A 25656-nucleotide genomic window follows, 5' to 3' on the forward strand; every position below is an offset into this window, starting at 1 on the left:
CATTAAAAATTAATCTCTACATTTGTAGAGAAACATCTATAAATGTAGAGTTGATTTCGAGATATGAAAAACCTTCTTTTACTATTTTTTTGCGGAATGATGCTTTTAAGTTGTAAAAGCAAACCCATCAATCAAAAGATTGATAAAAAGAAAGAAGGTGTTTGGATCGATGATTATACACAAGATAATGTGAGGTACAAATCATTTGAATATTATAAACATGACGAACCCATAAAAAAGTGGAAATCCTACATTAACGGAAAAATCTACAAAACAGAGAAATACAAAAACGGAATTTGCATTGTAAAATATTATTATGAAAACGGAAAAGTACAATCAGAAGGAAAAACAAAATTAGAATCTAATGCAATAGAAACGCATTGGTTTTATTTTGGAGATTGGAAATTCTATTCAGATAAAGGGAAAATCGTCGAAATTAAAAAATACAATAACGGAGAATTGATTTCGGTACAAAAAATAAAATAACCTTACTAAACTAACTAACCTAAAATTTATGAAAAAACCAATCGTGATCTTTTTTATTTTAGTGAATTGCTTTTCGATGCAGTCTCAAACCTATAAAGAATTTGTTCAAAAAGGCGATTCTTGTTATGATGTCAAAGATTATAAAAACTCTGTTTCGTATTATGAAAAGGCATTTAAAATTGAGCATAAAGATGCTACCGATTTGTACAACGCAGCTTGTTCGGCGGCATTAATTAAAGATGATAAAAAAGCATTTGATTGGTTGGATTTGGCAATTGATAATGGATACGAAAGCATTACACATATTAAGATTGATAATGATTTAAAACCTTTGCATGATAAGAAAGAATGGCAAAAAACTATTGATAAGCTTCAAAAAAAATTAGATATTCTTGAAGTAAATTACGATAAGCCATTGCAAAAAGAACTTTTGGCTATTTATGCTGAAGATCAGGGAATTCGTGGAGATTTCATGAAAGTTTATAAAGAGAAAGGTTCCGGAAGTAAAGCTGTTGACAGCATCGGAAAAATCATGATGCACAAAGACAGTATAAATTTAATTAAAGTTATTAAAATTCTGGATGAAAAAGGCTGGGTTGGAAAAGATGTAGTAGGATCACAGGCAAATCAGACTTTATTTTTGGTAATACAGCACTCTGATTTAAAATATCAGCAAAAATATTTGCCAATGATGAGAGAAGCAGTAAAAAAAGGCAATGCAAATCCTGGTAATTTAGCATATCTAGAAGATAGAGTGGCTTTAAGAGAAAGACACAAGCAAATTTACGGAAGTCAAATTTCGATGATTCCTGGTCAAAAAGCTTTTGTTTTACCGCTTGAAGATCCTGATAATGTTGATAAAAGACGTGCAGAAGTTGGTTTGGGTCCAATAGCGGATTATGTGAAAAAAATGGGCATAAATTGGGATGTCGAAGCGTATAAAAAAGAACTCCCGGAATTGGAAAGAATAAGTCAACAGAAAAAAACGAAATAGTCTGCGGATTTTAGAAGCAAAATTATAGAGGAAAGATTATAGAAATAAGAATTTTAGAATCTATTTAATATGTGGCAAAAAAAACTTAGAACCTCAGAACCTTAAAAATAAAAAATATGCAATTATCAAACTCAGAAGAACAGTTAATGGAGCATCTTTGGAAGCTTGAAAAAGCTTTTATGAAAGATTTACTCGAAGCATATCCCGAACCAAAACCTGCAACAACAACGGTTGCAACGCTTTTGAAACGAATGATCGATAAGAAATTTGTAGCGTATAATGAATTCGGGAATTCACGGGAATATTATCCGCTGGTTAAAAAAACAGCTTATTTTTCCAAACACGTAAACGGATTAATTAGTAGTTTTTTTAATAATTCGGCATCACAATTTGCTTCTTTTTTTACTACCGAAACTAATTTATCAACTTCGGAATTAGAAGAGCTCAAGAAAATAATCGATTCAGAAATTCAAAAAAAGAAAAAATGATAAACTATCTTTTAAAATCAGGAATACTGCTTTTGGTTTTTTATGCATTATATAAATTATGGTTAGAAAACGAAAAAATGTTTCGTTTTAATCGTGCTTATTTACTCGGAAGTTTGGTTTTTAGTTTAATTATTCCGTTGCAATTGTTCTCATTTGAACTTCCTTTTTTAGCAAAAATAAGTATGATTGAATTGGACGGAATCGTAATTAGAACCAATAAAGTTGTTGCAGAAAAAGTCAATTACAGCGAAATCATAATGTATGTTTTAGGTGTAGTTTATGTAATTATTGCACTTATTCTGGTCTTCCGTTTTGTATTGAATTTGTTTTCTTTTTATAAAAAAATGAGAAACAATAAAACTCAGCTTATACACAATCATAAAGTGGTTTTGATAAAAGAGGCGATTTTGCCACATTCTTTCTGGAATGCCATTTTTATTAATGAAGAAGAGTTTCAGAACGATAAAATTCCGCTAGAATTATTAACGCATGAACAAGCACATTTACAGCAAAAACATACTTTGGATATTCTGTTTATCGAGATTTTGCAAATAATATTCTGGTTTAATCCACTTATGAATCTTTATAAAAAAGCCATAAAACTAAATCATGAATTCTTGGCAGATGAAGCAGTAAATAATCAGTTTAATTCAGTTTCGGATTATCAAAATTTGTTGCTTGAAATGGTTTCCAGCAAAAGTAATATTGGGTTAGCGAGTACAATTAATTATCAAATAACTAAAAAACGTTTTATAATGATGACAAAAGAAAAATCTCCGGTTAAAAGTATGCTCAAAGTTTTGAGTATTGGTGTAATTAGTAGCTTATTATTGTTTGTTTTCAGCACGAAAACTTCAGCACAAGAAGTGTTGAACAAAATTACTGATCCAGAAAAAGTACATTATGTTTCAATAACAGATGTCGAATTGAAACCTGATTATCCAGGCGGAATGACAGAGTTCTATAAGTTTGTTGGACAAAATTTTAAGATGCCAGCTGAAGCTACAAAGAACAAAATTAATGGAAAAGCTTATGTACAGTTTATAATTGAAAAAGATGGAAGTTTGTCTGATATAAAAGTCTTAAGAGATGCCGGATATGGAATTGGTGCTGAAGCAATTCGTGTTTTGAAACGTTCTCCAAAATGGATACCGGGAACTATAAAAGGAAAACCTGTTAGAGTAATGTACAGTCTGCCAATATCGATTCAGGCGGCATCGTAACAAAAAAAATCCGCTTCTTTTGCCTAGAAGCGGATAAATAAAAAACTAAAAAAAAAATTCTAAAAAACAAGCAATCCAGATCTTAGAACAAATCTGGATTGTATCCAAAATAGGGCATAATTTGTTCGTTAAAAACAACCCCATATTCTTCTAACTCTTTCAAAATTGGTTGATACACTTCTTCTTTTATAGGAAGTTGTACGCCAGGAGTTGTAATTTTTTTATTCAAAATCAATAATGTCGCCATTGCAACTGGTAATCCAACCGTTTTTGCCATTGCTGTATACGTTTGATCGTCGCCAATGCAAACCATTTTTGAGTCAATTTGCTTTTTCTCGCCATTAAGTTCGTAACCAAACTTATGATACATTACAATCATGTCTTTATCATTTGGTTCAAGCGTCCAACTGTCCGAAAGTATTTTTTCTAATATCTGAGCCGGAGTTGCATTTGGGAGATTCACTTTTTTCTCAGGATTAAATAAATCCAATTCAAGAAGTTTGTCCCACATAATATCGTCCTGATCGATTTTTAAAATCAATCTCATTTTAATTTCTACAGAATCCGTTGGATGATAAGGTAAGAATGAGTTCACGAATTCGCGGTAACTCATATTTTCTGAACCTTCCATGATGTAACTATCATCTGTCATTCCTAATTGCACAAACATATTCCATGCTTTTGAGTAACCAACTCTTCGAATTGTTCCTCTATATAAGGTAAGAATATCGTCTAAGCCATAAATCGATCTGTATTTAAGAGAATCACGGTTAGAATAAGCTTCAAATTTGCCGTAATCTTCAACTTCAAGAAATTCAGTTCTACGAAATAAAGCTCCGTACGGAATATATTTATAAGTTCCTTCCTGAATAAATTTTGCTGCACCGCCTTGTCCGGCCAAAACAACATTTCTAGGCGCCCAGGTAAATTTGTAATTCCATAAATTATTATCAGATTCCGGTGCGACTAAACCACCACAAAATGATTCAAAAAGCAACATTTTGCCACCTTTTGCTCTAATTTCATCAATAACTTTCATGGCACTCATATGGTCGATTCCCGGATCGAGACCAATTTCGTTCATGAAAATCAAGTTGTTTTTCTTGGCTTCTTCATCTAATGCTTGCATTGCATCACTTATATAAGATGCAGTTACAAGGTGTTTTTTAAATTCTAAACAGTCTTTGGCAATTTCGATATGCAAATGTGCCGGTAACATCGAGATTACGATTGAAGCTTTTTCTATTGCAGCTTTTCTTTCGGGCGCATTAAAAATATCTAAAGCTATTGGAGTTGCATTGGGATGCTTCTGCGTCTTTTTTTCGGCTAGAGCCAAAGAAAGATCGGCTACTATAAGATGTAGATTTTCACTTTCAGATTTAGATAACAAATATCGTATCAATGACGATGCAGATCTGCCTGCTCCAATAATTAAAATGCTTCTCATGTTTTAAATTTATAACACAAATATATTAAAATGTTATATATGTAACAATTTTAATTTAGAAAAAATACATTCTTTTTTATTTTAATGCTAAAATGTGGCGGATTTCCTTTTAATGAAAGATTTTTTAAAAGTAAAAAGCTTTTTAAATTCTATTGAAGTATTTTTGTTTTATAAAAAAAGAAAGTAGAGAAACTATGGAAAGAAGAATTGTTTTAACAGGAGCTTTTATCGGAATGTTAGCTATTATTTTAGGTGCTTTTGGAGCCCATTTATTAAAGAAGTATTTATCTGTCGAAGAATTAAATACTTTTGAAGTTGGAGTTCGTTACCAAATGTATCATGCTCTTTTTTTATTCTTTTTATCTACAAGAAAAGACATCGCCGAAAAAACCTTAAAAACAATCTATAATTTAGTTGTTGCCGGTGTAGTTCTTTTTAGCGGCTCAATCTATTTATTGGCTACAAAAAGCATCAGTTCATTCGATTTTAAAATTATCGTATTCGCAACTCCTTTGGGCGGTTTCTTATTAATTATTGCTTGGGCGTTATTATTTGTTACGATTTTGAGGAGAAAATCATAAAATCCCGAATAAAAAATTCTATCTAAAAATTAATCTTTAATTTTGTCTCATAAATAACATATAATCTTATTTATGTGAATTTATTTTGTTTTTTACTTTAATTAGAAAAAAATGTAACAAATTCATTTATAAGGTTATAAGAAAACAAATTAAAAGCGGTTATTTTTTTGTTTTATTAAATTTAAAGATCAATTTTTACTTTATTGATATAAATTAAAGTGAAATTGAAATATTTTTAAAGGTTTAATAATAAATTCTATAATTTTGCTTTTTATAATTATCACACACAACTAAAAATTTATGGACAGTCACACAGTTTTCACGCAATCGATTTCGCTAAATGATTTAGGAATTGAAAATGCAAAAGTTCGCTACCAATTATCTGCAGATGAATTGCATGCGATTACTTTGCAATCAGGCCAAGGTGTTGAGAACTCTACTGGAGCTTTGGCAATTAATACAGGTGAATTTACAGGACGTTCTCCACAAGATCGTTTTATTGTAAAAGATAGTATAACTGAAGATCAGGTTTGGTGGGGAAATGTCAATATTCCGTTTTCAACAGAAGCTTTCGAAAAATTATACAATAAGGTAACTAAGTTTTTATCAGACAAAGAAGTTTTTGTACGTGATTCTTATGTTTGTTCAGATGCAAATTATAGATTAAATGTTCGCGTTGTTACAGAAACAGCTTGGTCAAACTTGTTTTGCTATAATATGTTCTTAAGACCAGAAGAGTCTGAACTTGCGAACTTTACGCCAGAATGGACAGTGATTTGTGCGCCAAGTTTTATGGCAGATCCTGCTGTAGACGGAACACGTCAGTCTAATTTTGCGATTCTTGACTTTACTAAAAAAGTGGCACTTATTGGAGGAACTGGTTATACAGGAGAAATGAAAAAAGGAATTTTTTCTGCTTTAAATTTCATTTTGCCGGTTTTCAAAAATACTTTACCAATGCACTGTAGTGCAAATGTTGGAGAAGCTGGAGATACTGCAATTTTCTTTGGATTATCAGGAACAGGAAAAACTACTTTATCAGCAGATCCGGAACGTAAGTTAATTGGAGATGATGAGCACGGTTGGACTGCAGAAAATACAGTTTTCAACTTTGAAGGTGGTTGCTATGCAAAAGTGATTAATTTAACGGAAGAAAACGAACCGGACATTTTCAGAGCGATTAAAAAAGGAGCTCTTTTAGAAAATGTAGTTTTCAAACCGGGAACAAACGAAGTTGATTATGATGATGTTTCAATCACGCAAAATACTCGTGTAAGTTACCCAATAACACATATTGATAATATTCAGCCGGGATCTATTGGACATAATCCTAAAAATATATTTTTCTTAACGGCAGATTCTTTCGGAATTTTGCCTCCAATCTCAAAATTAACTCCTGGACAAGCAGCTTATTATTTTATCTCTGGATATACAGCAAAAGTTGCAGGAACAGAAGCTGGAGTAACAGAACCACAACCTAACTTTTCGGCTTGTTTTGGAGCGCCATTTATGCCGTTGCATCCAACTCGTTACGCAGAAATGCTGACTAAGAAAATGGAAGATGCTGGTGTAAAAGTTTGGTTGATCAACACAGGTTGGACAGGCGGACCTTATGGAACAGGAAGTCGTATGAAGTTGAAATATACTCGTGCAATGATTACTGCAGCATTAAAAGGAGAATTGGATACGGTATCATTTAAAAATCATAAAGTATTTGGAATTGCACAACCAGAAAGTTGTCCAAACGTTCCAAATGAAATTCTAGATCCAAGAAATACTTGGGCAGATCCAGAATTGTACGATAAAAAAGCAATAGAATTGGCTCAAAAATTCAAAGCTAATTTTGCCAAATTTGAAGAATTTGCAAATGCCGAAATCTTGGCAGGCGCACCGATTACAGAATAAGGAAAGTTACTAATTCAAATTAAAAAAAGCTGTTCAGTGATGAACAGCTTTTTTGTTTTTTTTGTTGTCACACTGAGCGAAGTCGAAGTGCTTTTCTTTGCGGGACTTCGACTTCGCTCAGCCTGACAATATTGTGAGGATCAATTTCAGAATTCAAACTTGAAACTTGAAACAACTATTTTTTAGCGTCGATACGAGCTTGAATCAAATCCCAAGCATAATAATGAAAAGTCATTCCGTTGCTCATGGCTACAAGAAGACCATTTTTAAAATTTCCACCTAAGTTTATGCTGGTTGCATCAGCACCGTCACATTCAATAGTCGATGTTGGAATTTCTGCCAATAAAGGATAATTGTTTGGATTGCCTTTTGAACCTTCTCTTGGATAAACCATAAAAGTATTGGCTTGTTGATTTGAAACTAAAATATATCCGGTAGAATCTGTTTTTTTGTAAATCGCGATTCCTTCATTATCAGCTTTGAAACCTGTTTTTCCAAAAAGAGCGATTTCTTTATTATCATTTAAAGCAGGATCAGCTTTATATTTTCTAATCCCGAATTGTTCGTCGCAATATAAAACAGTTCCTAATTCATTATCAACTGCAATGGCTTCGATTTCTTTTTTTCCGCTATAAGCGCCAAATTTACGAACCACTTTTGCAGCAGCAAATTTACCATTTCCAGAAAGTTCATATTGCCATAAATAACTTCCAGATGGTCCGGATTTTCTGCCTACAATTGCAAATATTTTATTATCGCTTTTTCTGGTATACAAAGCAATTCCCATTGGGTCGCGTAATTCTTCGCCTTCAAAAACAGGAATCCCGCCATTATCAATTGCTTTTAAATCAGGTAAACTAAAGATTCTTATTTTATTCGATTCACGTTCTGTAGTTACGGCAATGTCAATTTTTTTTCCGTCGATTACTAAACCATAAGCGATATCGACATTGTTTGGGCGTTTTAAAACTTCTGATTTTGCAACGATTTTTCCCTTTAAATCAAAAGCATACAAACCACCATCTGTATCTTTATCGGTTCCCACAATAATACTTTTTGACGCATCTGTTGGGTGAATCCAAATCGAAGGATCGTCTGTATCGTGAGGTAAAGCTTCGGTTACAACGGTTGGTTTTACAGCATTTGCAACAATTGGTGCTAATTTATCATCTTTACAAGCGATGAATAAAACGCTCGAAAGTAAAAAAGTAAGTATAAATTTATTTTTCATTATGATTTCATTTGAATAAAATTAGACAGAACCGCAAAGTCCTGTCTAATGTAAGAATTTTATAAATTGGTTATTACAAGTCAAGTTTCAAACCAAAATTATATCTGGCTTGGTAGTATTCTGCTTGTTTGGTATGCGCCTCAACTCCTTGATAGTAACGTAAAGGCTGGTTTGTTAAGTTGTTAGCTTCGGCAAAAAGACGAAGTTTTGGAGTAATTTTGAAAGAAGCATTTGCATCTAAGAAAAACTGCTTGTCATAATAACTGTCTTTGTAAGATTCAGAACCCAATTCATCTAAATAATCTGAAGTGAAGTTTGTCGAAACTCTCGCCGAAAAACGTTTGTTTTCCCAAGACAATGAACCATTAAACATATGCGGCGTTGTTCCCGGAAGACTGATGTTATTTCTTTCGTTTCCGTCTTCGTCAGCAATTCCTTTTGCTTTAGATTTAGTGTAGGTGTAGTTCAAATAGATACCAAATCCTTTTAGGAATTTCCCAGGAAGGAAATCTAACTGACGTTGAAATGCAACTTCAAATCCGTAAACATCAACTTTATCTCCATTTCTTGATTGTAAAAATGACCATTTTTCGCCAACCGGAATTGGGTTAGTTTGGTTAGGGAAATCAGCAGCAAATTTTACTGAATCATATTGATTATCACTATAATTGTAAATGAAATCATTTAATCTTTTGTAGAAAACACCTCCTGAAATTAAACCGACAGATTTGAAATAATTCTCGGCCATGAAATCATAGTTGTAAGAGTAAGTTGCATCAAGGTCCGGATTTCCGGCGCTGATTTCTTTGTCAGCAGCAATATTATTTACGTAAGGAGCCAATGCATAATAGTTTGGTCTTGCCAATGCAGTTGTTGCTGCAGCTCTTAAAACTAAATCTTTTGTAGCATTATATTGAAACGAAATACTTGGCAATACATTCGTGTATGCATTTGTAGTATTGATTTTGCTTTCTAATTCTTCTTCATCCAAAACTCTGTTTCCGGTATAATCTATGTGAGTATTCTCTACACGAAAACCTAAAACCATAGATAGTTTGTCGTTAAAATCCTGATCCCATCTTACATAAGCAGCATAAATGCTTTCTTTGGCATTATAATTTACTGCTAAAAATTCTGCAGGATCTGCTGTTTTATCAAATAATGCAGCATTATTCAAATCTAAACTTCCTAAGAAATTTGCAGAAGCAAAAGTTCCCGGAACATATTTACTTCCCGGATTAAAGTTTTTTCCATCATAATAACTTGTCGGAACTCCGGATAACAAAGCGATATCGTCATTGATTGGTTCGTAAGAATAGAAACTGTTATTTCTTTCTTTTTCTTTCAAACGAAGTCTAAGACCTGTTCTTAATCTTCCTTTTTCAGAAGGAATGATTGTAAAAGGAAAACGGATATTAACTTTTGCTCCAAATTCACTTTCGCTTGTTTCATCTGTGTTTTCTGTAACCGAATCAAATTTGAATTTATCTACAGATTCTCCGGTTGTTGTAATCAAAGGAAATCTAAGATCAGACAAATCTTCGGTCATTTCAAGCCCTTTTTGACGGTATTCGATATAACGTTCTTCAGGACGATATTCTCTTGCTTTGGCATAATTTGCAGACCAGTCTAAATCTAATTTAGAGTTGATTAAATGCTCTCCACGAATCGAATAATTCTGAACACGCTGATCTTCTAATCTTCTGTTTTTATTACGATTATTGTCAACTCCACCTTTTGTCTGACGTTTTACACGACCTTCAAAACCAGTGATTTCTTCACCATTATAAATAGGTTCAATATCATCATAAGTTGTTCTGAAACGGTTTTCACGATCATCTCTCCAGTTGTAAATTGCGTTGGCAAAAATGGTATTGTTTTCGTCAAATTTATAATCTAAAGCTACAGATCCGCTACGACGAATACGCTGTACATCGTATTTTCTAATTTCTGAAGCTTGCAGATATTCGTTCCCGAATTCATCTTTTACCCATTCGTTTTCGATGTTATCAGATCCGTAATCTACATTATTATAAGATCCGCTGAAAACCGCACCAAGCTTATTGTCAAGAAAGCGATTTCCGTAAACTAAACCAGCTGTGTAAGTTGCGTGCTCACGAATTGGCATATAACCTCCGGCAAGAGTTGCAGAGATTCTTTCACCATTTGGAGTCGCTCTGGTAACTAAATTTACAGAACCTCCAATCGCATCAGCATCCATATCAGGAGTTAAAGTTTTGTTGACTTCGATTGTAGAAATCATATCAGACGGAATCAAATCCATTTGTACGTTTCTATTATCTCCTTCAGCAGATGGAATTCGGTCGCCATTTAAAGTTACCGAGTTCAATGACGGAGCAAGACCTCTAATAATAATATTACGAGCTTCACCCTGATCGTTTTGCATCGTGATCCCCGGAACACGTTTTAGAGCGTCTCCAACATTAGCATCCGGAAAACGTCCCATTTGATCAGATGAGATTACGTTTCCAATATTTTTACTGTTTTTTTGTTGATTCAACGCTTTTGCCTGACCTTTTAATATGTCTCCAACAACAACCTCATTCAACTCTGTTCCTGAAGTTTTAAGAGCAAAATCAATTACGTTATTTTTTCCTTGTTCTACAGTGATTTCTTGAGTTACTGCAGTATATCCTATATATTTTACTTGTACTTGATAAGTTCCGGCATTGATGTTAAGTAACTCAAAACGACCATTATAATCTGAGATTGTGTATTTGTTCTCACCTACAATTTGAATCATCGCTCCCGGTAAAGGAAGTTTGTCATCAATGTCTAATACTTTTCCTGAGATTATCGCTTTTTGAGCATAACCTGAAAAGGCCAAAAGCATGAATGTTACTACTAAATAAATTTTTTTCATTGTGTTTTAGTTTGATTTCTTGCGAAACTAGAACCTTAATGTTATTAAAGACGTTAAAAAAAATTAACATAGTGTTATGATTCCCTCTCAACATTAGAGATAGATTAATGTTAAAATAACATTTATTAAAACTTAAATTTTATAGGCACAACTAAAAACAAATCAACTATTTACCTCAGAATTAAATTTTTGGCGCTAAATTTGCCGTATCAATCACAATCAAAAATCATCAATCATGTTAAAACAATTTTTTATCCTATGTTCCGGGGCAGATCGAGACTTACTCGAAGGTTGCTCAGAAGGCGAACAAACCAAATATGTTGGTATTGGCGCCACCGTTTTCTTTACCGCAGTTATGGCTTTCCTTGCCAGTGCTTATGCGCTTTTTACTGTTTTTGATTCGATTTATCCAGCTTTAATTTTTGGATTTGTGTGGAGTTTACTTATTTTTAATCTGGATCGATTTATCGTTTCTACGATTAAAAAAAGAGATCGTTTTATGGATGAATTTCTACAAGCGACACCTCGAATTATGTTGGCGATTATTATTGCAATCGTAATTTCGAAGCCATTAGAAATTAAAATTTTCGAAAAAGAAATTAATACCGTTTTGTTGAAAGAGAAAAACGAAATGGAACTGGCAAACAAGAAACAAGTTGGTAATTATTTCAAATCAGATTTAGATAAAAACAAAGCCGAAATTGCAGGTTTAAAAGCTGATATTCTGAAAAAAGAAAAAGAAGTAAACGCACTTTATTCTACTTATATTACAGAAGCCGAAGGAACGACAGGAACTAAAAAACTAGGAAAAGGCCCAGTTTATAAAGAGAAACGCGAAAAGCACGATGCAACTTTAAAAGAATTTGAAACTTTAAAAGCGACCAACGAAGCTAAAATTGCTGAGAAAGAAAAAATCGGAAAACAATTGCAAGCCGATTTAGACAAAAAAGTAACGCAAACGCAACCAATTATAGAAGGTTTTGACGGATTAATGGCGCGTATAAATGCATTGGATAAATTGCCGTGGTTACCTTCGTTTTTTATAATGTTATTGTTTCTTGCGATTGAAACTTCTCCAATTATAGCAAAATTATTATCGCCAAAAGGAGAATTCGATTTTAAACAAGAAGAAGCCGAAACAGCGATGAAAGCTACTTTGGCACAAAATAAATACCAACGTGATTTGTTAATCAAAACCAGTGCTGAAATGCATGATAAAGTTTATGCAGATATTGCCGAAGATAAAAGTCTATACGATCTGCAACGTAAAAATGCAAAAGAGTTATTGGAATTACAATCCAATAGTTTTGTAGAAAAGCAAAAAGCGACTCTTTAAGTCTAAAGTCTTAAAGTCATTTACTTTATATAAAAAGAAAGCCAGAAATAGAAAATTCTATTCTGGCTTTTTTATTTTATTTCAACGTAAACTTTAAGACTTTAGACTTTCAGACTAAATTACATGTAGCTTAATATTTCTTTTTTGAAAACATCATATTCACCTTGCATGATTAATCCGTTGTCCAGTAATTTTTTGTAATTCTGTAACTTATCAAAAAGTTCTTCTTTAGATAATTCACTCAATTTACGATCTCCTGTTGGAGCCGCCGGAGCTGCTTGTGGTTGAATTGGTTCGTAAGTTTCGTAAGGAGTTGTAGCAGGTAAAATTTCTGCGTAATTCGTTACTTCTTCAGTTTCAACTTCTTCGATTTCATCTTCAATCTCAGCTATCTCGTCAATTGGTTGAGCAGCCTCAATAGTTGGAGCTGATATTGTAACTGGATTTTTAAGTAAATCTAATTGCTCTTTAGCGTAAGTATAAATTTTTCTGGCTTGAATTTTCGGAATATAATCAATCGAAATTGATAAATCAGTATTGGTATTAAATGAGAATTCAGAACCCAGAATATTTTCTTTTACAAATGCACCTGCAATATCATCCCATGTGTAATCTGTAAAATTCATTGATAATCCTAAGTTTTTAGGAACGCAAATAATGATTCTTTTATTGGTCAATACAATGCTATCCGGAAAAACAGTAATTGCAGGTTTTTTTTGCACTGCTATATATCCAACTTCTTCACCTTTCATTAATAAATCGTTGAGTTTCGAAGTGATTTTTTCAATCGCTTTTGGATCTTGTTCTTCGTTCAGAAATTTTTTAAATTGTTCTTTCATGTTCTATAAGTTGCTAAGTTGCAAATTAATTGAGTGGTTAAGTTTATATCTTACGCTACAAATGTAATGCCTAATTTTCTAATTCGATAATTTCATTCTGAATTTTCTTTGTCAAACTTTTGAAAACCAATTCATACGAGTGATCAATCAATTCTTTGATAAAAGCAGTCGGTAAATTTCCGTTCAAAGCAATCGTATTCCAATGTACTTTGCTCATATGGAATCCTGGTTTTATTTCATCATATTCTGCCCTTAGTTCCTGAGCGCGTTCCGGATCACATTTTAAATTCACCGAAGGTTCATTTTTTTCCCACTGCGCTAAAGAAGATAAAGCAAACATTTTTCCACCAACTTTAAAAACTAAAGTATCTTCATCAAAAGGGAAATGCTCGCTAACGCCTTTTTTCGAAAGACAATATTCATAATACGTTTCTAGATTCATATCAATTTTTATTTACCAATTTCACCTAAATGTGTGTATTTAAAACCCTTTTCATATTTCAGACCATAACCAAAAATGCGATCCATTGCCGAATGCGAAAATAATATAATACCAATAAGTTGAACCATTTCAAGTTTTAAGAAACAACCAATTATATATAAAGAAACTGCAATTCCTTTATGATGAAATAAGTTGTACAAAATGGCGCCAGTTTTATTGCCAAAAACAAAACCAATCATGGAAAAATCCGGTGCTAAAATCAAAACCAAAAAACACCACCATTGATAATTCAAAAGGCTAAATAGATAAATCCCGAGTATAAATAACCCTAATTCTTCAAGTTTAACGATTGTTTTCATAACTTCTTTTCCATCATTTTCTCCGGATGTTCCAAAGGTTTAAAACCAAATTTCTCATATAAAAAATGCGCATCAGTTGTTGCTAATCGCCAAATTTTAATGTCTTTAAGAATTGGTTCATTCATCATCGTTTCAATTAAAATAGAGGAATAACCTTTTCCGCGATGTTCTTCAGTAATAAAAACATCCATTACATATCCAAAAACCACATAATCTGTAATTACGCGCGCAAAACCAATTTGTTTGTCATTCAAGTAAATTCCAAAACAAACAGAAGCATCAATTGTAGTCTGTACTTCATCAATAGTTCTTCCCGCAGCCCAATAAATGTCTTTTAGGAAATTTTGAATAAAAGGAACATCAAGTTTAGTTTTATCAGTCGAAACATTAATCATAGTATTCAGTCTCAGTTTTAAGTATTCAGTAAATCTACAATCTAAAATCTGCAATTTTATATAAAATGGGTTTGCTCGGACTTGCGTCATTTTCAAACGAAGCGATTTGTAAATTTAGTATATAATCGCCATCTTGAATTTCCTCAGAAACAAAAATCATTTCGGTAATTGTAGCATTCAATCTTGCATCAGAGTTTAGATTAATCGTGTCTTTTACATTCCAAAATGCTTTATGAGCCAATAATTTTCCTTCGTCGTGTTCTTTGTCAACACTTGGTAAATCGATTAATAAATGCTGAATTTCGCTTTCGCGGATGAAAATCGCAGCTTCTTCAGATAAATATGGCGGATTTGTATTCGAATATTTTCTTGACTTTTTATCTTTTTGATTCGGAAGTGTTCGAATGATAATTGCTTCAGGTTTTGTACCATTAAGCGATCCCGAAGCATTTGTCATATTGAGCGAAGTCGAAATATGTTCTTTCGTAATCACTAAATCATCACCAATCTTTTCAGGTTCAACCGTAATTAGTTTTGCAAAAAAGAAAAACTGCTTCAACGTTTGATTAATACTATAAAAATCATTGGTAATATGCCCTAAACATTCTGTATGCGTTCCGTGTCCATGCGGATTAAAGAAGATATTATTGAAATTAGTCGAAGATTTTCCTTCAGAAACTTTCCCAATCCAATCTCCAAAAACAACAGGTTCAATAACTGGTTTTTCAATATACCAAGCAATCGGATTTTCGTCTGTATTCGTTAATGGAATTGAGATATCAATGGGTTTTGATAAGTCTATTTGATATTTTTCGTTAATAAGTGCTAGCATAATATTTAACCGCAAGGTTCGCTAAGGTTTACGCAAAGTGCGCTATTTTTTTCTGTATTATAGATTATTTACAATTCTTCTAATACCGTTTTTTATTAAAACGACATTAAAGTTTATTAATAAACCTAATTTGCAATTTGTTAATTTTAAGTAAGTCAATAGTTGAGCAAAATGAACCTCATTTAAAGTATCAACAGATTTTATTTCCAAAATTAATTTATTTTCAATGATTATATCCAGTCGATAACCAATATCTAGTTTTACTGTTTCGTAAATTAAAGGTAAAGATTTTTGTTTTTCAATTTCTAAACCAGCATTTTTTAATTCATAAAATAGACACTCTTCATAAGCACTTTCCAAAAGTCCAGGACCTAAAGTTTGATGAACTTTTAAAGCACAATTAAATACAATTCTTGATAATTCATTTTCTGACATGAGTTTTAATTATAAATATTAAAACTCAAATGTAATATTTAAAAACACATAAAGTAATTTTATTCTTACATAAAAATAGAGTTGCGACCTTTGCGTAAACCGTAGCGAACATTGCGGTTAAACTTTTTACTCCACATTTAAGTAAAAGAGATCACTTGCAATTCCATCCGTTAGAAATTTTCCTTTTGCGGTTGGTTTTAGAATGTTATTTTCAATTGAAAGTAAATCATCATTCAAGAATTTCTGACTTTGTTTTTTGAGATAAGTCAGATATTCCAAACCAAATTCAGTTTCAATTCGTTCTAATGAAACGCCCCAAATTGTTCTTAATCCTGTCATAATATATTCGTTATAACGATCAGAAATTGTTAGGATTTCAGTTTCAATTGGAAGTTCATCATTTTGAAGTGATTTTATATAAAGTGAATTATTCGCCACATTCCAGCCTCTTTTTTCGCCATCATAACTATGTGCCGAAGGACCAATTCCGATATATTTTTTACCCAACCAATACGCCGAATTATTTTTAGAGAAATAACCTTCTTTCCCGAAATTGGATAATTCGTAATGAATAAAACCATTTTTCTGAAGTGTTTCTACTAAAATCATAAAATGATTTGAAGCTACTTCGTCTTGTGGCTCGGCAATTTTTCCGGTATCAATTAGTTTTCTTAAAGCCGTTTTTGGTTCAACTGTCAAAGCATAGCTAGAAATATGCGGAATCCCAAATGACAACGCCGTTTCAATATTTTGTTTCCACATTTCGTCAGTCAATCCTGGAATTCCGTAAATTAAATCAAGCGAAATATTATCAAAGTATTTAGTCGCTTCTTGTAAACATTTTATGGCTTCCGCCGAATTATGAGCACGATTCATCATCTTCAAATCTTCTTCATAAAAAGACTGAATCCCGATACTTAAACGGTTTATTGGACTTTTTGATAATTTTAAAATTCGTTCTGGCGATAAATCATCCGGATTTGCTTCGAGCGTTATTTCCGGATTTTCAACAACGTTATAGTTGCTGTAAACGGTATCAATTAAAAAGTTTATTTCGTTAATCGTCAAAACTGAAGGTGTTCCTCCTCCAAAATATATAGTCTCAATTTGATTGTCACTTTGAGCGGAGTCGAAAAGCTTAAACTCATTTTTACGCATGACAATTTCTTTGGCTAAAGCCAAAACCATATCATCTTTCTTTTTCATCGAAGTCGAAAAATGAAAGTCACAATAGTTGCAAGCTTGTTTGCAAAAAGGAATATGAATGTAGATACCTGACATTTTTAATTAGATAATTAGTCAATTTGATAATGAGAAAATGCAATATTGGAATGTTGAAAATTATATAATTAGTTATTCTCGATTCAAGAATTATCTAATTTTCTAATTGACACATTTTCTCATTTACGGATTTTGTCTTCATTTTGTTTTACAAAAGCATCCCAACCGGTATAACTTTTTCCGGCAACGATTTTTCCAGAGTTAAAGAAATGGCAAACTGCGGCTGCTAAACCATCAGTTGAATCGAGGTTTTTAGGTAATTCTTTTAAGCCTAAAAGTTGTTGAAGCATTTTGGCAACTTGTTCTTTACTGGCGTTTCCGTTTCCGGTAATTGCCATTTTTATCTTTTTAGGTTCGTATTCTGTAATCGGAATATCTCTCGAAAGTCCCGCCGCCATTGCAACGCCTTGTGCGCGTCCCAATTTTAGCATTGACTGAACGTTTTTGCCAAAGAAAGGAGCTTCAATCGCGATTTCGTCAGGATTGTGTGTTTCGATTAATTCGATGGTACGTTCAAAAATGATTTTTAGTTTTTGGTAATGATTGTCATACTTGGAAAGTTGCAATTCGTTAAGCTGCAAAAACTCCATTTTTTTATTGATGACTTTAATCAATCCAAAACCCATAATTGTCGTTCCGGGGTCGATACCTAATATGATGCGTTCTTTTGTCAAGGGTTTTTTGTTTCAAGTTTAAGGTTTAGAAAATTGAATTATTTTCTAATTTTCAAATTGGCACATTTTCATTGCCACACTTTCAAATTGATTACTTTTGCGGCATGATTTCAATTCCTCACAAAGCTAAACAATTCCTAGTTCTTCTGATCAAACTTTTGATTGTAGGTGGCGCATTTTATTTTATTTATGATCAATTGGCGCACAATGATAAACTTGATTGGCAAAAGTTTATTACGCTTTTCAAAAAAAATCAATCCGTTTTGGGAATTGGGTTTATATTGCTTTTGAGTGTTTTAAATCGCTATTTCGAGATTTTAAAATGGCAGAATTTGGCGAAAGTAATTCATGAAATTTCATTAGGCGAAGCAACAAAACAAGTTCTGGCAGCGCTTACAGCTGGAATCTTCACGCCAAATGGAGTAGGAGAATACGCTGGAAAAGCATTGTATTATGCAAAATCAGAAGCTAAAAAAGTTGTTTTCCTGAACCTGATTTGCAATGGAATCCAGATGATTTTAACGGTTATTTTTGGAATTTTTGGTTTGTTGTATTTCAATGCCAAATATGAAGTTATCACAACTCAAACGGTTGCTATTCTATTTGGAATTTTTGTTTTATTATTTGTTGTTTTGTTTTCGTTGAAGAAAATAAAAATCAAAGGATATTCGATTGAAAAATTGGTACATAAAATCAATGAAATTCCAAAACCAATTCATCGTAAAAATATACTTTTAGGAACTTTACGTTACTTGGTTTTCTCGCATCAATATTACTTTTTATTTCTGGCTTTTGATGTTGATTTGCCTTATTTTACTTTGATTGCAACAATTGCTGTAGTTTACTTTTTGGCGTCATCATTGCCAACTTTTCAGTTTTTAGATTTTGCGGTAAAAGGAAGTGTTGCCATTTATTTCTTCGGAATTTTGGGGGTAAACGAATGGATTGTAGTTTTTATAAGTACTTTGATGTGGTTTCTAAATGTAGTTTTACCCGTGATTATTGGAGCTTATTATGTGCTTAATTTTAAAACGAAAACGGTAAAATGATTTTGGTTCTGTTTCTCATATTGACAATTTATACAATTAGTATTGGATTGCTTATTTATGGCTTTACCAAAGTAAAAAGATATCAGAAAACAGATTTAAAACCTCAAACAAGTTTCACCATTATAGTTCCGTTTAGGAATGAAGCCGAGAATTTACCGAACCTTTTACAGCGTTTTTCAAAACTCAATTATCCAAATGATCTATTCGAAGTAATTTTGGTTGATGACAGTTCTAAAGAGAAATTTCAAGTTTCAAGTTTCAGGTTTCAGGTTTCAATAATAGACAATATTCGTATTTCGAATTCTCCTAAAAAAGATGCTATTTCAACAGCAATGCAACATGTAAATACTAATTGGGTAATTACAACCGATGCTGATTGTTTGGTGCCTGAAAATTGGCTTTTAGCATTTGATAATTATATTCAGAAAAATGATGTTTCAATGCTTGCGGGAGCGGTTTCTTATGAATGTCAGAATTCTTTTTTAGATCATTTTCAGCAATTAGATTTAACGAGTTTGCAGGGAGCAACAATCGGAAGTTTTGGACTTGGGAAAGCTTTTATGTGCAACGGAGCGAATTTTGCCTACACGAAATCTTTATTCGAAAAACTTAACGGATTTGATGGAAACAATAAAATTGCCAGTGGCGATGATGTTTTTCTTTTGCAAAAGGCAGCGAATTTATTCCCTGATAAAGTTCATTATTTAAAAGCAGAAGAAGCTATTATTATCACAAAACCAACTGAAAACTGGAAAGCTTTATTTTATCAAAGAGTGCGTTGGGCTTCAAAAACATCTTCGTATCAGAGTAATTTCGGGAAGATTTTGGGACTGATTGTTTTCTTTGGAAATCTTAGTTTCGTGATTGCGTTTTTCTTTTCTGTTTTGGGTATTTTGCCTTATCCGTTTTTTGTTTTGTTTGCTTTTTCGAAATTCATAATTGACTTTGTATTGCTTTATATAACAAATCAATTTTTGACGAAAACCAGAATAAAAAGTTTGCTTTTAAGTAGTTTGCTTTATCCCTTTTTTAGTTCGGCTGTAGCTTTGTACAGTTTGTTTGGTTCTTATGAATGGAAGGGAAGAAAGTTTAAAAGCTAAATTTCAATAATCATTTGATTTTAGGAACGGTAAAATGGCACGCGGATGACGCAGATTCGCTTTGCGAAAACACGGATTTATGCGGATTTTTTATTCTTAAGTATGACATAAAATGAGAAAAGGAAATCTGTGCAAATCTGTTTAAATCCGTAAAATCTGTGTGCTATAATTTTTTTCTTCTAATGAAACCTAAAGCCCTAGCCCTGATGGGAGGGAAAATCCTTTTGTGCCGGTCCCGAGGCTTCGGGAGGCAAAAAAGATTGGAAGGAACAGAAGGAAATAGCTCCAGATTCTTCGACTTCGCTCAGAATGACAATAATAGAGATAAATAAACGGTTTAAATTAAATGAACTTACATCACTTATATGGTGAAGAAAAAACTATTCTTTGCCTTTTGCTTTAAGAATAACAGGTAAAATAAATTGAGTTTTCACCGGAAGTCCACGTTTTAGAGCTGGATTTATTTTTGGAAAATCGATTAAACGGGCACGTAAAACACTGTCGATTTTTATGGTATCATAAGCGACAGAATCTTTACGAAATTGCGGTTCGAATTTCATTGTTGCATTAGGAAAAACAGTCACTTTTACCTCGATTGTATCAAGTTCAGGATACATTATTGAGAGTGTATCTATGTCTAATTTCTCTTGAATAAGCTGTGCCATAAACTGAAAAAAACATTGCTGACGTTCTTTTTTATCAGCTATTTTTTCGCAATTGGCTACAGATGGAAATTCATCAACTTCTTTCCAGTTGATTGTTTTTAATTCTTTTTGAAGTAAATCTTTTTCAGACGGAACCTGCTTATCAATATATTGACAAGAATGGAGGGCTAAAAAAACTAAAAAAAGGAAAAACTGCTTCAAGATTATGAATTTGATTTGGATAAAATAATTACTGGTATAAAAATACGATTATTTTTTTTGAGAAGCTTTGAATTGTAAATAATCTTCATAGCTTTCTGAGAGCCATTGTTCTTTGTTTTTTGCTGCAACTTCCTTTTGTTCAGGATATAATTTTGCAAGTCTGTCAGAAAAAGTGGCTATTTGAACAGTGTATTTATAAAACTCAGTCTTTGTTAAAACAATATTTGCATCATTTTTGGTAGTAAAATATTCAAAGAAAAGAGCATCAAATTCTTTCATCGAAAAGTTTAGTACTTTTTTCTTATTACTTTTATAAATACTGTCTTGCAATAGTTGATCGTCAATCGAGAGTTTTTTAGATTGTGCGTACATTGCATTACTGATTGGAAATATCAGGAATAAAAACAATACAAGTTTTAAAAAACGACGCATTTACTAGTTTTACTTAATGATTTGTAAGTGCAAAATTACAAAATAAATATGGATTCACTCTTGCTCTTGCTCGGTTTTATATGTATGATTGTGGGGATTTTTGGTAGTTTTCTTCCGGTTTTACCTGGTTTATCCAGTTGTTGGGTAGGTTTGTTATTGTTGTATTTAACAAAAGCGGTAGAGAATAATTATTGGATTCTGGGGATCACACTTTTGATCACCATAATAATAACCATTCTCGATTATGTAATTCCGGCGAAAGGAACCAAAAAGTTTGGCGGAAGTTCTTACGGAATTTGGGGAACTAATATTGGCTTAATAGTTGGTATTCTGGCTCCTATACCTTTTGGAGTTATTATTGGTCCTTTTGTTGGAGCATTTGTAGGAGAGTTAATTTACGATTCAAAAAATCATCGTCGCGCATTAAAAGCTGCAACGGGATCATTGCTTGGTTTTTTGGCTTCGAGTTTTATTAATTTTCTTTTCTGCATCATTTTTCTGGGTATTTTTCTGAGTATAACATGGAAATATCGAACATTATTATTTTAATTGTGTAACATACATTTAAGCTTTTTCTTATCTTTTTTAATTTTTATTAAAACAATTAAAAATTTCGAAAAAAACTTTTTTGTTTGTTTTGATAACTAAGGGGTTATGTTTACTGGCGATTCAGGATTTTCACGTTTAACAATTGTTAAAATCGCATTTATTATTTTAACTTCTTTTTTGGAAATGTTAAAATATTTTATATTTTTATCCTGATAAACGATAAAAAGCCTCACTTTATCGATTATTTTGAACTAATTTAAATAGTAAAATTTATGACTCCAAACCTACAAATTGAACTTAGACGTTTTATTTCTTCTAATGTTGTCTCAAAATTGAACAAATTTTATTTTGAAAACGATGCACTTTTAATCAAGGGAATTGATGTTTCAATAGGAACAATTTTAATGGGTTTGTATAATAGGGCGGAGGAGTCGGGCTTTTACAAAGAAATTATCTCACTAATAAAAGACGATTCCACATTTTATCAGGAAGTCGATTTTACCTCCGGAAGAATTTTATCAGTCGACGACTGTTACAGATTAGAAGGAAATGCAATACTAAAAGAAATCTTCACCAATAAAAAAGGCAGAATTTCTGAAATGATTTCTAACGAAGTCGGAATCAAAAGCGAAACGGCAAGAGAAATCCTTAACTTCTCAGCATTATTAGTCGTTTCTTACTTAAAGAACAATATCCAATTACTAGACAGTTTAAAATTATTGCTTGAAGAGCAAAAAAGAGACATTTTAAACAGCATCCACCCCGGAATCAAAATTATCTTAGGTTTCTCTTGTTTTGAAACAGTCGAAGATAAAAACCAATCAATCGGAAGATCAATCTTTACTTTATTCGGACATAACTTTTTCAGTTTCTAAATAAAAAAATCCCATCTTACAAAAGTAAAACAGGATTTATATTTAAGTCTAATTTGAAGCGTTTATTAAACGTTTTTCAAATTGATAATTTCTTGGTCGGTCAAAAAGCGCCAGTTACCTCTAGGTAAATTCTTTTTGGTTAAACCAGCAAATGATACACGGTCAATACGTAAAACATCGTAGTCAAAGTTTTCGAAAATTGCACGAACAACTTTTACATTCGATGAACGTAGTTTAAGACCTACCTCGCTTTTTGCTTCTTTTTCAATATAGCTAATTTCTTCAACAAACACGCGGTGTCCGTCAAGAACCAAACCTTTACTGATTTTCTCTAAATCCTCAAATTTCAAGTTTTTATCTAGAGAAACCTGATAGATTTTAGACGATTTCTGACTTGGTAAAGTAAATTTACGAATCATATCAGTATCGTTAGTAAACAACAATAAACCAGTTGTGTTTTTGTCCATTCTACCAATCGGAGCAATTTTTGCCGTTGTAGAACCACGAACCAATTCCAGAACATTACGATATTCCTGACCTTCGTCAAGAGCGGTCGTAAAGTTTTTTGGTTTGTTCAACAAGATGTATTCTTTCTTTTCAGGAGTCAAAACAACACCATCAAAGTTTACAACATCGTTTAATTTTACTAAATAACCCATTTCAGTTACCGGAACGCCATTTACTTTTACGTTTCCAGACTGAATGTATATATCGGCATCACGACGTGAACAAACACCAGAGTTAGAGATATATTTGTTCAAACGAATTTCGTCTGCAGCTTTTTGTCTTTTTGGAGCCTGATTCTGTTTTTTGATTTTTTCTGCCTTTTCTTCTTCAGCAGCCTTAACAGCAGGTTTCACTTTTTTCGGCCCTTGAGCGCGCTTCGCCATAGGAGGTTTTGGCTTGTTAGAGTTTGGTCTAGAGCTATTTGGCCTAGAACCACCTCTTTTATTATTGCCTTCCTTATTGTTCATAAATTCTGTAATTTGTGCAAAGATAGTTTATTCTTGCTAAATAATCCTAAGTTCATTGTTCTTAGATTGATAGCTATTATTTTTTGAAGTTATAGAAGCATCATAATTGGCTTTTTTTCAGGCATAAATTCCCGCTTTTCGCTTCAATCTTTTATTTTTTAAAGAAAAAAATAAAAGGATTTCCACTTCAATCAGGGCTATTTTCAAGCAATTGGCTTCTTTTAAACATTTTGACAGGAAATTATACCAAAGAGAAAGCGCAAAGATTTTACACAGAGAAAACACAAGTTAGAAATAAAAATCTGTACAAATCTGCCTAAATCCGCGTCATCTGCGTGCCATCTTTTAGCATAAGCCATTATATAATCTAGGTTTGTAAAAGCAAATTCTTTCCGTGCCATAAAACACTCGGATTAATCAGAACGATGCAAAAAACTCCCGAAACAATCAGAAATTTAAGCACATTATGAAGCATTAAAAATTGTTCTTTAGAATTTGATTTCCATAAATAAAGCAAGAAAAACAAAAGAACAATAAAACAAACATAAAAGTAAATATCCATATATCCCACATCATAAATATCAATCAGGACATAAACCGGAATCACCGTTAAAAATGTTAGAACCGTAATAATTTGTTTAGAAACCGTTTCGTTATAAAGTATCGGAATTGTTCTGTAATCATTTGCCAAATCTCCTTTCAGGTTTTCTAAATCCTTAATCATTTCCCGAATTAGTAATAACAAGAATAAGAAAACTGCATGCGCCGAAATCACGGCAAAATGACTCATATGATCTTCAATTTCTTCAAACGAAATCTTATTGTAGAAATATAACAGAATAGCAAAAAAAGGCAAAACTGCCATAAAAGCTGCGGTTAGATTACCAACAATTGGATACTTTTTTATTTTATGAGAGTAAAACCAAATCAGAAAAATATATCCTGAGAAGAACAAAAAAGCACGCCACGAAACGATCAAAGCCATTAATGCAGCAATAAAATTAAGCGTAAAATAAACGGATAATTTCGTTTTCTGACTTACCAATCTGTCCAGCATTGATTTGTTTGGACGATTAATTAAATCCTTCTGACTGTCGTAAAAATTATTAATAATATATCCGGAAGCAATCGTAATTGCCGAAGCAAAAACAATCAAAAACAAGTTGAAATCAAGTAGAATATCCAACGCTCTTTTTTCGGGAGCCAATATAAAAATTGCCGATAAATATTGTGCTAAGACAATAATCGGAATGTTATAGCCTCTTACCACAGAGAACAAACTGACAATTTTCATCATTAAAAGTTTGTGCTGTCTGCTTAACATTTTTTAATTTCAGTTTTTGAGATTGAGGTGTAATTTAAGGTTTTTTGTTGAAGGAACCTTAAGATCAAAGTTTATTTTTTAATAGCTCTTTAGCGCCAAAGCCTAATTTTCGGATACAGGCCAAAGCTTGTTTTTGAGTCATATCGACTTCTTTAATGTCTTTTTTCTCTACAAAAACAACAGAACCGCTCCACGGATTTGGAGCATCGGGAACAAAAACCGAAAAGTTATTTTCGTTTATTTGCTCTATAAGAAATGCAAATTGCCAACCTGCATCTGTTGGAACCAAAATTACTTTTAAATCCTGATTGGATTCAAATCCCATTATGCTTTCATTCATGCTTTTCATAAAAGAATAACCAGGAACAAAGCTCAAAATTCCATCTTCCAGCTTTTGTATTAACTTTTGAGCATATGCAGTTCTGGCAATTAAGCCAGCCGTAAAGCAAATGAAAAGTATAATAACTATGGCAACAACTTCTTCAATTGCTAATCCTAAAATCTTCACTTTCGGAAAGTGATTAATAATAGGATTGGTGATTTTTTGAATAATGCCAAAGCCTTTTTCTAAAAGAACCAAAAGCAGAATTAACGGTGCTAAAAATAAAATTCCTCCTAAAAAAGTTGCCTTAATAATCTGTAAAATACTCTTCAT

27 protein-coding genes are annotated in these 25656 nt (G+C 32.4%); 11 read left to right on the plus strand and 16 right to left on the minus strand.

What is annotated here, in order from left to right:
• The first annotated feature begins 63 nt into the window (after nt 1-63).
• From CLU81_RS14495 to CLU81_RS14510, 4 genes are all read left to right on the plus strand, one after another.
• A complete protein-coding gene (locus tag CLU81_RS14495) occupies nt 64-486 on the plus strand; it encodes a hypothetical protein (RefSeq protein WP_233209711.1) in 423 nt (140 codons plus the stop codon).
• A 28-nt stretch (nt 487-514) separates the two neighbouring features.
• Nucleotides 515-1480: a DUF6624 domain-containing protein gene (locus tag CLU81_RS14500; protein ID WP_099710455.1), complete on the plus strand. Its 966-nt coding sequence runs from the start codon at nt 515-517 to the stop codon at nt 1478-1480.
• A gap of 116 nt (nt 1481-1596) precedes the next feature.
• On the plus strand, nt 1597-1968 hold the full coding sequence (locus tag CLU81_RS14505) for a BlaI/MecI/CopY family transcriptional regulator (protein ID WP_099710456.1): 372 nt from the start codon (nt 1597-1599) through the stop codon (nt 1966-1968).
• On the plus strand, nt 1965-3191 hold the full coding sequence (locus CLU81_RS14510) for a M56 family metallopeptidase (protein WP_233209712.1): 1227 nt from the start codon (nt 1965-1967) through the stop codon (nt 3189-3191). The genes CLU81_RS14505 and CLU81_RS14510 overlap by 4 nt, the downstream gene beginning before the upstream one ends.
• A gap of 82 nt (nt 3192-3273) precedes the next feature.
• Here CLU81_RS14510 and CLU81_RS14515 read toward each other — a convergent pair whose 3' ends face one another.
• Nucleotides 3274-4638 carry a saccharopine dehydrogenase family protein gene (locus CLU81_RS14515; RefSeq protein ID WP_099710457.1) on the minus strand — a complete coding sequence of 455 codons (1365 nt, stop codon included), beginning with the start codon at nt 4636-4638 and terminating at the stop codon, nt 3274-3276.
• A 194-nt stretch (nt 4639-4832) separates the two neighbouring features.
• Between CLU81_RS14515 and CLU81_RS14520 the strand changes: the two genes are divergently transcribed.
• Nucleotides 4833-5219 (plus strand): DUF423 domain-containing protein, encoded by a 387-nt coding sequence (locus tag CLU81_RS14520; protein ID WP_099710458.1) that lies wholly within the window; start codon nt 4833-4835, stop codon nt 5217-5219.
• A gap of 300 nt (nt 5220-5519) precedes the next feature.
• Nucleotides 5520-7124: a phosphoenolpyruvate carboxykinase (ATP) gene (gene pckA, locus CLU81_RS14525; RefSeq protein WP_099710459.1), complete on the plus strand. Its 1605-nt coding sequence runs from the start codon at nt 5520-5522 to the stop codon at nt 7122-7124.
• 175 nt (nt 7125-7299) lie between these two features.
• Here pckA and CLU81_RS14530 read toward each other — a convergent pair whose 3' ends face one another.
• Entirely contained in the window at nt 7300-8355 is a 1056-nt protein-coding gene (locus CLU81_RS14530; protein WP_099710460.1) for a phytase, read from the minus strand.
• Nucleotides 8356-8428: 73 nt separating this feature from the next.
• Entirely contained in the window at nt 8429-11239 is a 2811-nt protein-coding gene (locus CLU81_RS14535) for a TonB-dependent receptor (protein ID WP_099710461.1), read from the minus strand.
• Nucleotides 11240-11474: 235 nt separating this feature from the next.
• On the opposite strand from CLU81_RS14535, the gene CLU81_RS14540 reads away from it, so the two are divergent.
• Nucleotides 11475-12575: a DUF4407 domain-containing protein gene (locus CLU81_RS14540; RefSeq protein ID WP_099710462.1), complete on the plus strand. Its 1101-nt coding sequence runs from the start codon at nt 11475-11477 to the stop codon at nt 12573-12575.
• A 119-nt stretch (nt 12576-12694) separates the two neighbouring features.
• Here the strand turns inward: CLU81_RS14540 and CLU81_RS14545 are convergent, their stop codons facing one another.
• From CLU81_RS14545 to ruvC, 8 genes are all read right to left on the minus strand, one after another.
• Nucleotides 12695-13414 carry a PH domain-containing protein gene (locus CLU81_RS14545; RefSeq protein WP_099710463.1) on the minus strand — a complete coding sequence of 240 codons (720 nt, stop codon included), beginning with the start codon at nt 13412-13414 and terminating at the stop codon, nt 12695-12697.
• 70 nt (nt 13415-13484) lie between these two features.
• Nucleotides 13485-13856, minus strand: a complete 372-nt coding sequence (locus tag CLU81_RS14550; RefSeq protein WP_099710464.1) for an MmcQ/YjbR family DNA-binding protein — start codon at nt 13854-13856, stop codon at nt 13485-13487.
• 8 nt (nt 13857-13864) lie between these two features.
• Nucleotides 13865-14215 carry a DUF4260 domain-containing protein gene (locus CLU81_RS14555; RefSeq protein WP_099710465.1) on the minus strand — a complete coding sequence of 117 codons (351 nt, stop codon included), beginning with the start codon at nt 14213-14215 and terminating at the stop codon, nt 13865-13867.
• A complete protein-coding gene (locus CLU81_RS14560) occupies nt 14212-14610 on the minus strand; it encodes a GNAT family N-acetyltransferase (protein ID WP_099710466.1) in 399 nt (132 codons plus the stop codon). The genes CLU81_RS14555 and CLU81_RS14560 overlap by 4 nt, the downstream gene beginning before the upstream one ends.
• A 34-nt stretch (nt 14611-14644) precedes the next feature.
• Nucleotides 14645-15442 carry a cyclase family protein gene (locus CLU81_RS14565; protein WP_099710467.1) on the minus strand — a complete coding sequence of 266 codons (798 nt, stop codon included), beginning with the start codon at nt 15440-15442 and terminating at the stop codon, nt 14645-14647.
• A 57-nt stretch (nt 15443-15499) separates the two neighbouring features.
• Nucleotides 15500-15877: a GxxExxY protein gene (locus CLU81_RS14570; protein ID WP_099710468.1), complete on the minus strand. Its 378-nt coding sequence runs from the start codon at nt 15875-15877 to the stop codon at nt 15500-15502.
• A 126-nt stretch (nt 15878-16003) separates the two neighbouring features.
• Nucleotides 16004-17158 carry a radical SAM family heme chaperone HemW gene (gene hemW / locus CLU81_RS14575; RefSeq protein ID WP_099710469.1) on the minus strand — a complete coding sequence of 385 codons (1155 nt, stop codon included), beginning with the start codon at nt 17156-17158 and terminating at the stop codon, nt 16004-16006.
• 119 nt (nt 17159-17277) lie between these two features.
• Nucleotides 17278-17832: a crossover junction endodeoxyribonuclease RuvC gene (ruvC, locus tag CLU81_RS14580; RefSeq protein ID WP_099710470.1), complete on the minus strand. Its 555-nt coding sequence runs from the start codon at nt 17830-17832 to the stop codon at nt 17278-17280.
• 104 nt (nt 17833-17936) lie between these two features.
• On the opposite strand from ruvC, the gene CLU81_RS14585 reads away from it, so the two are divergent.
• Nucleotides 17937-18881: a lysylphosphatidylglycerol synthase domain-containing protein gene (locus CLU81_RS14585; RefSeq protein ID WP_099710471.1), complete on the plus strand. Its 945-nt coding sequence runs from the start codon at nt 17937-17939 to the stop codon at nt 18879-18881.
• Nucleotides 18878-19981 carry a glycosyltransferase gene (locus tag CLU81_RS14590; protein WP_099710472.1) on the plus strand — a complete coding sequence of 368 codons (1104 nt, stop codon included), beginning with the start codon at nt 18878-18880 and terminating at the stop codon, nt 19979-19981. Before CLU81_RS14585 ends, CLU81_RS14590 begins: the two co-directional genes overlap by 4 nt.
• Nucleotides 19982-20361: 380 nt before the next feature.
• On the opposite strand, the gene CLU81_RS14595 is transcribed toward CLU81_RS14590, so the two are convergent.
• On the minus strand, nt 20362-20847 hold the full coding sequence (locus tag CLU81_RS14595) for a hypothetical protein (RefSeq protein ID WP_099710473.1): 486 nt from the start codon (nt 20845-20847) through the stop codon (nt 20362-20364).
• A 48-nt stretch (nt 20848-20895) separates the two neighbouring features.
• Nucleotides 20896-21279, minus strand: coding sequence for a hypothetical protein (locus tag CLU81_RS14600; protein ID WP_099710474.1), 384 nt, complete (start codon nt 21277-21279; stop codon nt 20896-20898).
• A gap of 84 nt (nt 21280-21363) precedes the next feature.
• On the opposite strand from CLU81_RS14600, the gene CLU81_RS14605 reads away from it, so the two are divergent.
• Both CLU81_RS14605 and CLU81_RS14610 read left to right on the plus strand, forming a co-directional pair.
• Nucleotides 21364-21828 carry a DUF456 domain-containing protein gene (locus CLU81_RS14605; RefSeq protein WP_233209713.1) on the plus strand — a complete coding sequence of 155 codons (465 nt, stop codon included), beginning with the start codon at nt 21364-21366 and terminating at the stop codon, nt 21826-21828.
• A 272-nt stretch (nt 21829-22100) separates the two neighbouring features.
• Nucleotides 22101-22703: a DUF937 domain-containing protein gene (locus CLU81_RS14610; protein WP_099710476.1), complete on the plus strand. Its 603-nt coding sequence runs from the start codon at nt 22101-22103 to the stop codon at nt 22701-22703.
• A 65-nt stretch (nt 22704-22768) separates the two neighbouring features.
• On the opposite strand, the gene CLU81_RS14615 is transcribed toward CLU81_RS14610, so the two are convergent.
• The 3 genes from CLU81_RS14615 to CLU81_RS14625 form a co-directional block, all read right to left on the minus strand.
• Nucleotides 22769-23677, minus strand: coding sequence for a pseudouridine synthase (locus tag CLU81_RS14615; protein ID WP_099710477.1), 909 nt, complete (start codon nt 23675-23677; stop codon nt 22769-22771).
• Nucleotides 23678-24044: 367 nt separating this feature from the next.
• On the minus strand, nt 24045-25001 hold the full coding sequence (locus tag CLU81_RS14620; protein WP_099710478.1) for a geranylgeranylglycerol-phosphate geranylgeranyltransferase: 957 nt from the start codon (nt 24999-25001) through the stop codon (nt 24045-24047).
• Nucleotides 25002-25065: 64 nt separating this feature from the next.
• Nucleotides 25066-25656: a DUF502 domain-containing protein gene (locus tag CLU81_RS14625; RefSeq protein ID WP_099710479.1), complete on the minus strand. Its 591-nt coding sequence runs from the start codon at nt 25654-25656 to the stop codon at nt 25066-25068.

Origin of the sequence: Flavobacterium sp. 9 (genome assembly GCF_002754195.1) — a bacterium.
Lineage (GTDB): Bacteria > Bacteroidota > Bacteroidia > Flavobacteriales > Flavobacteriaceae > Flavobacterium.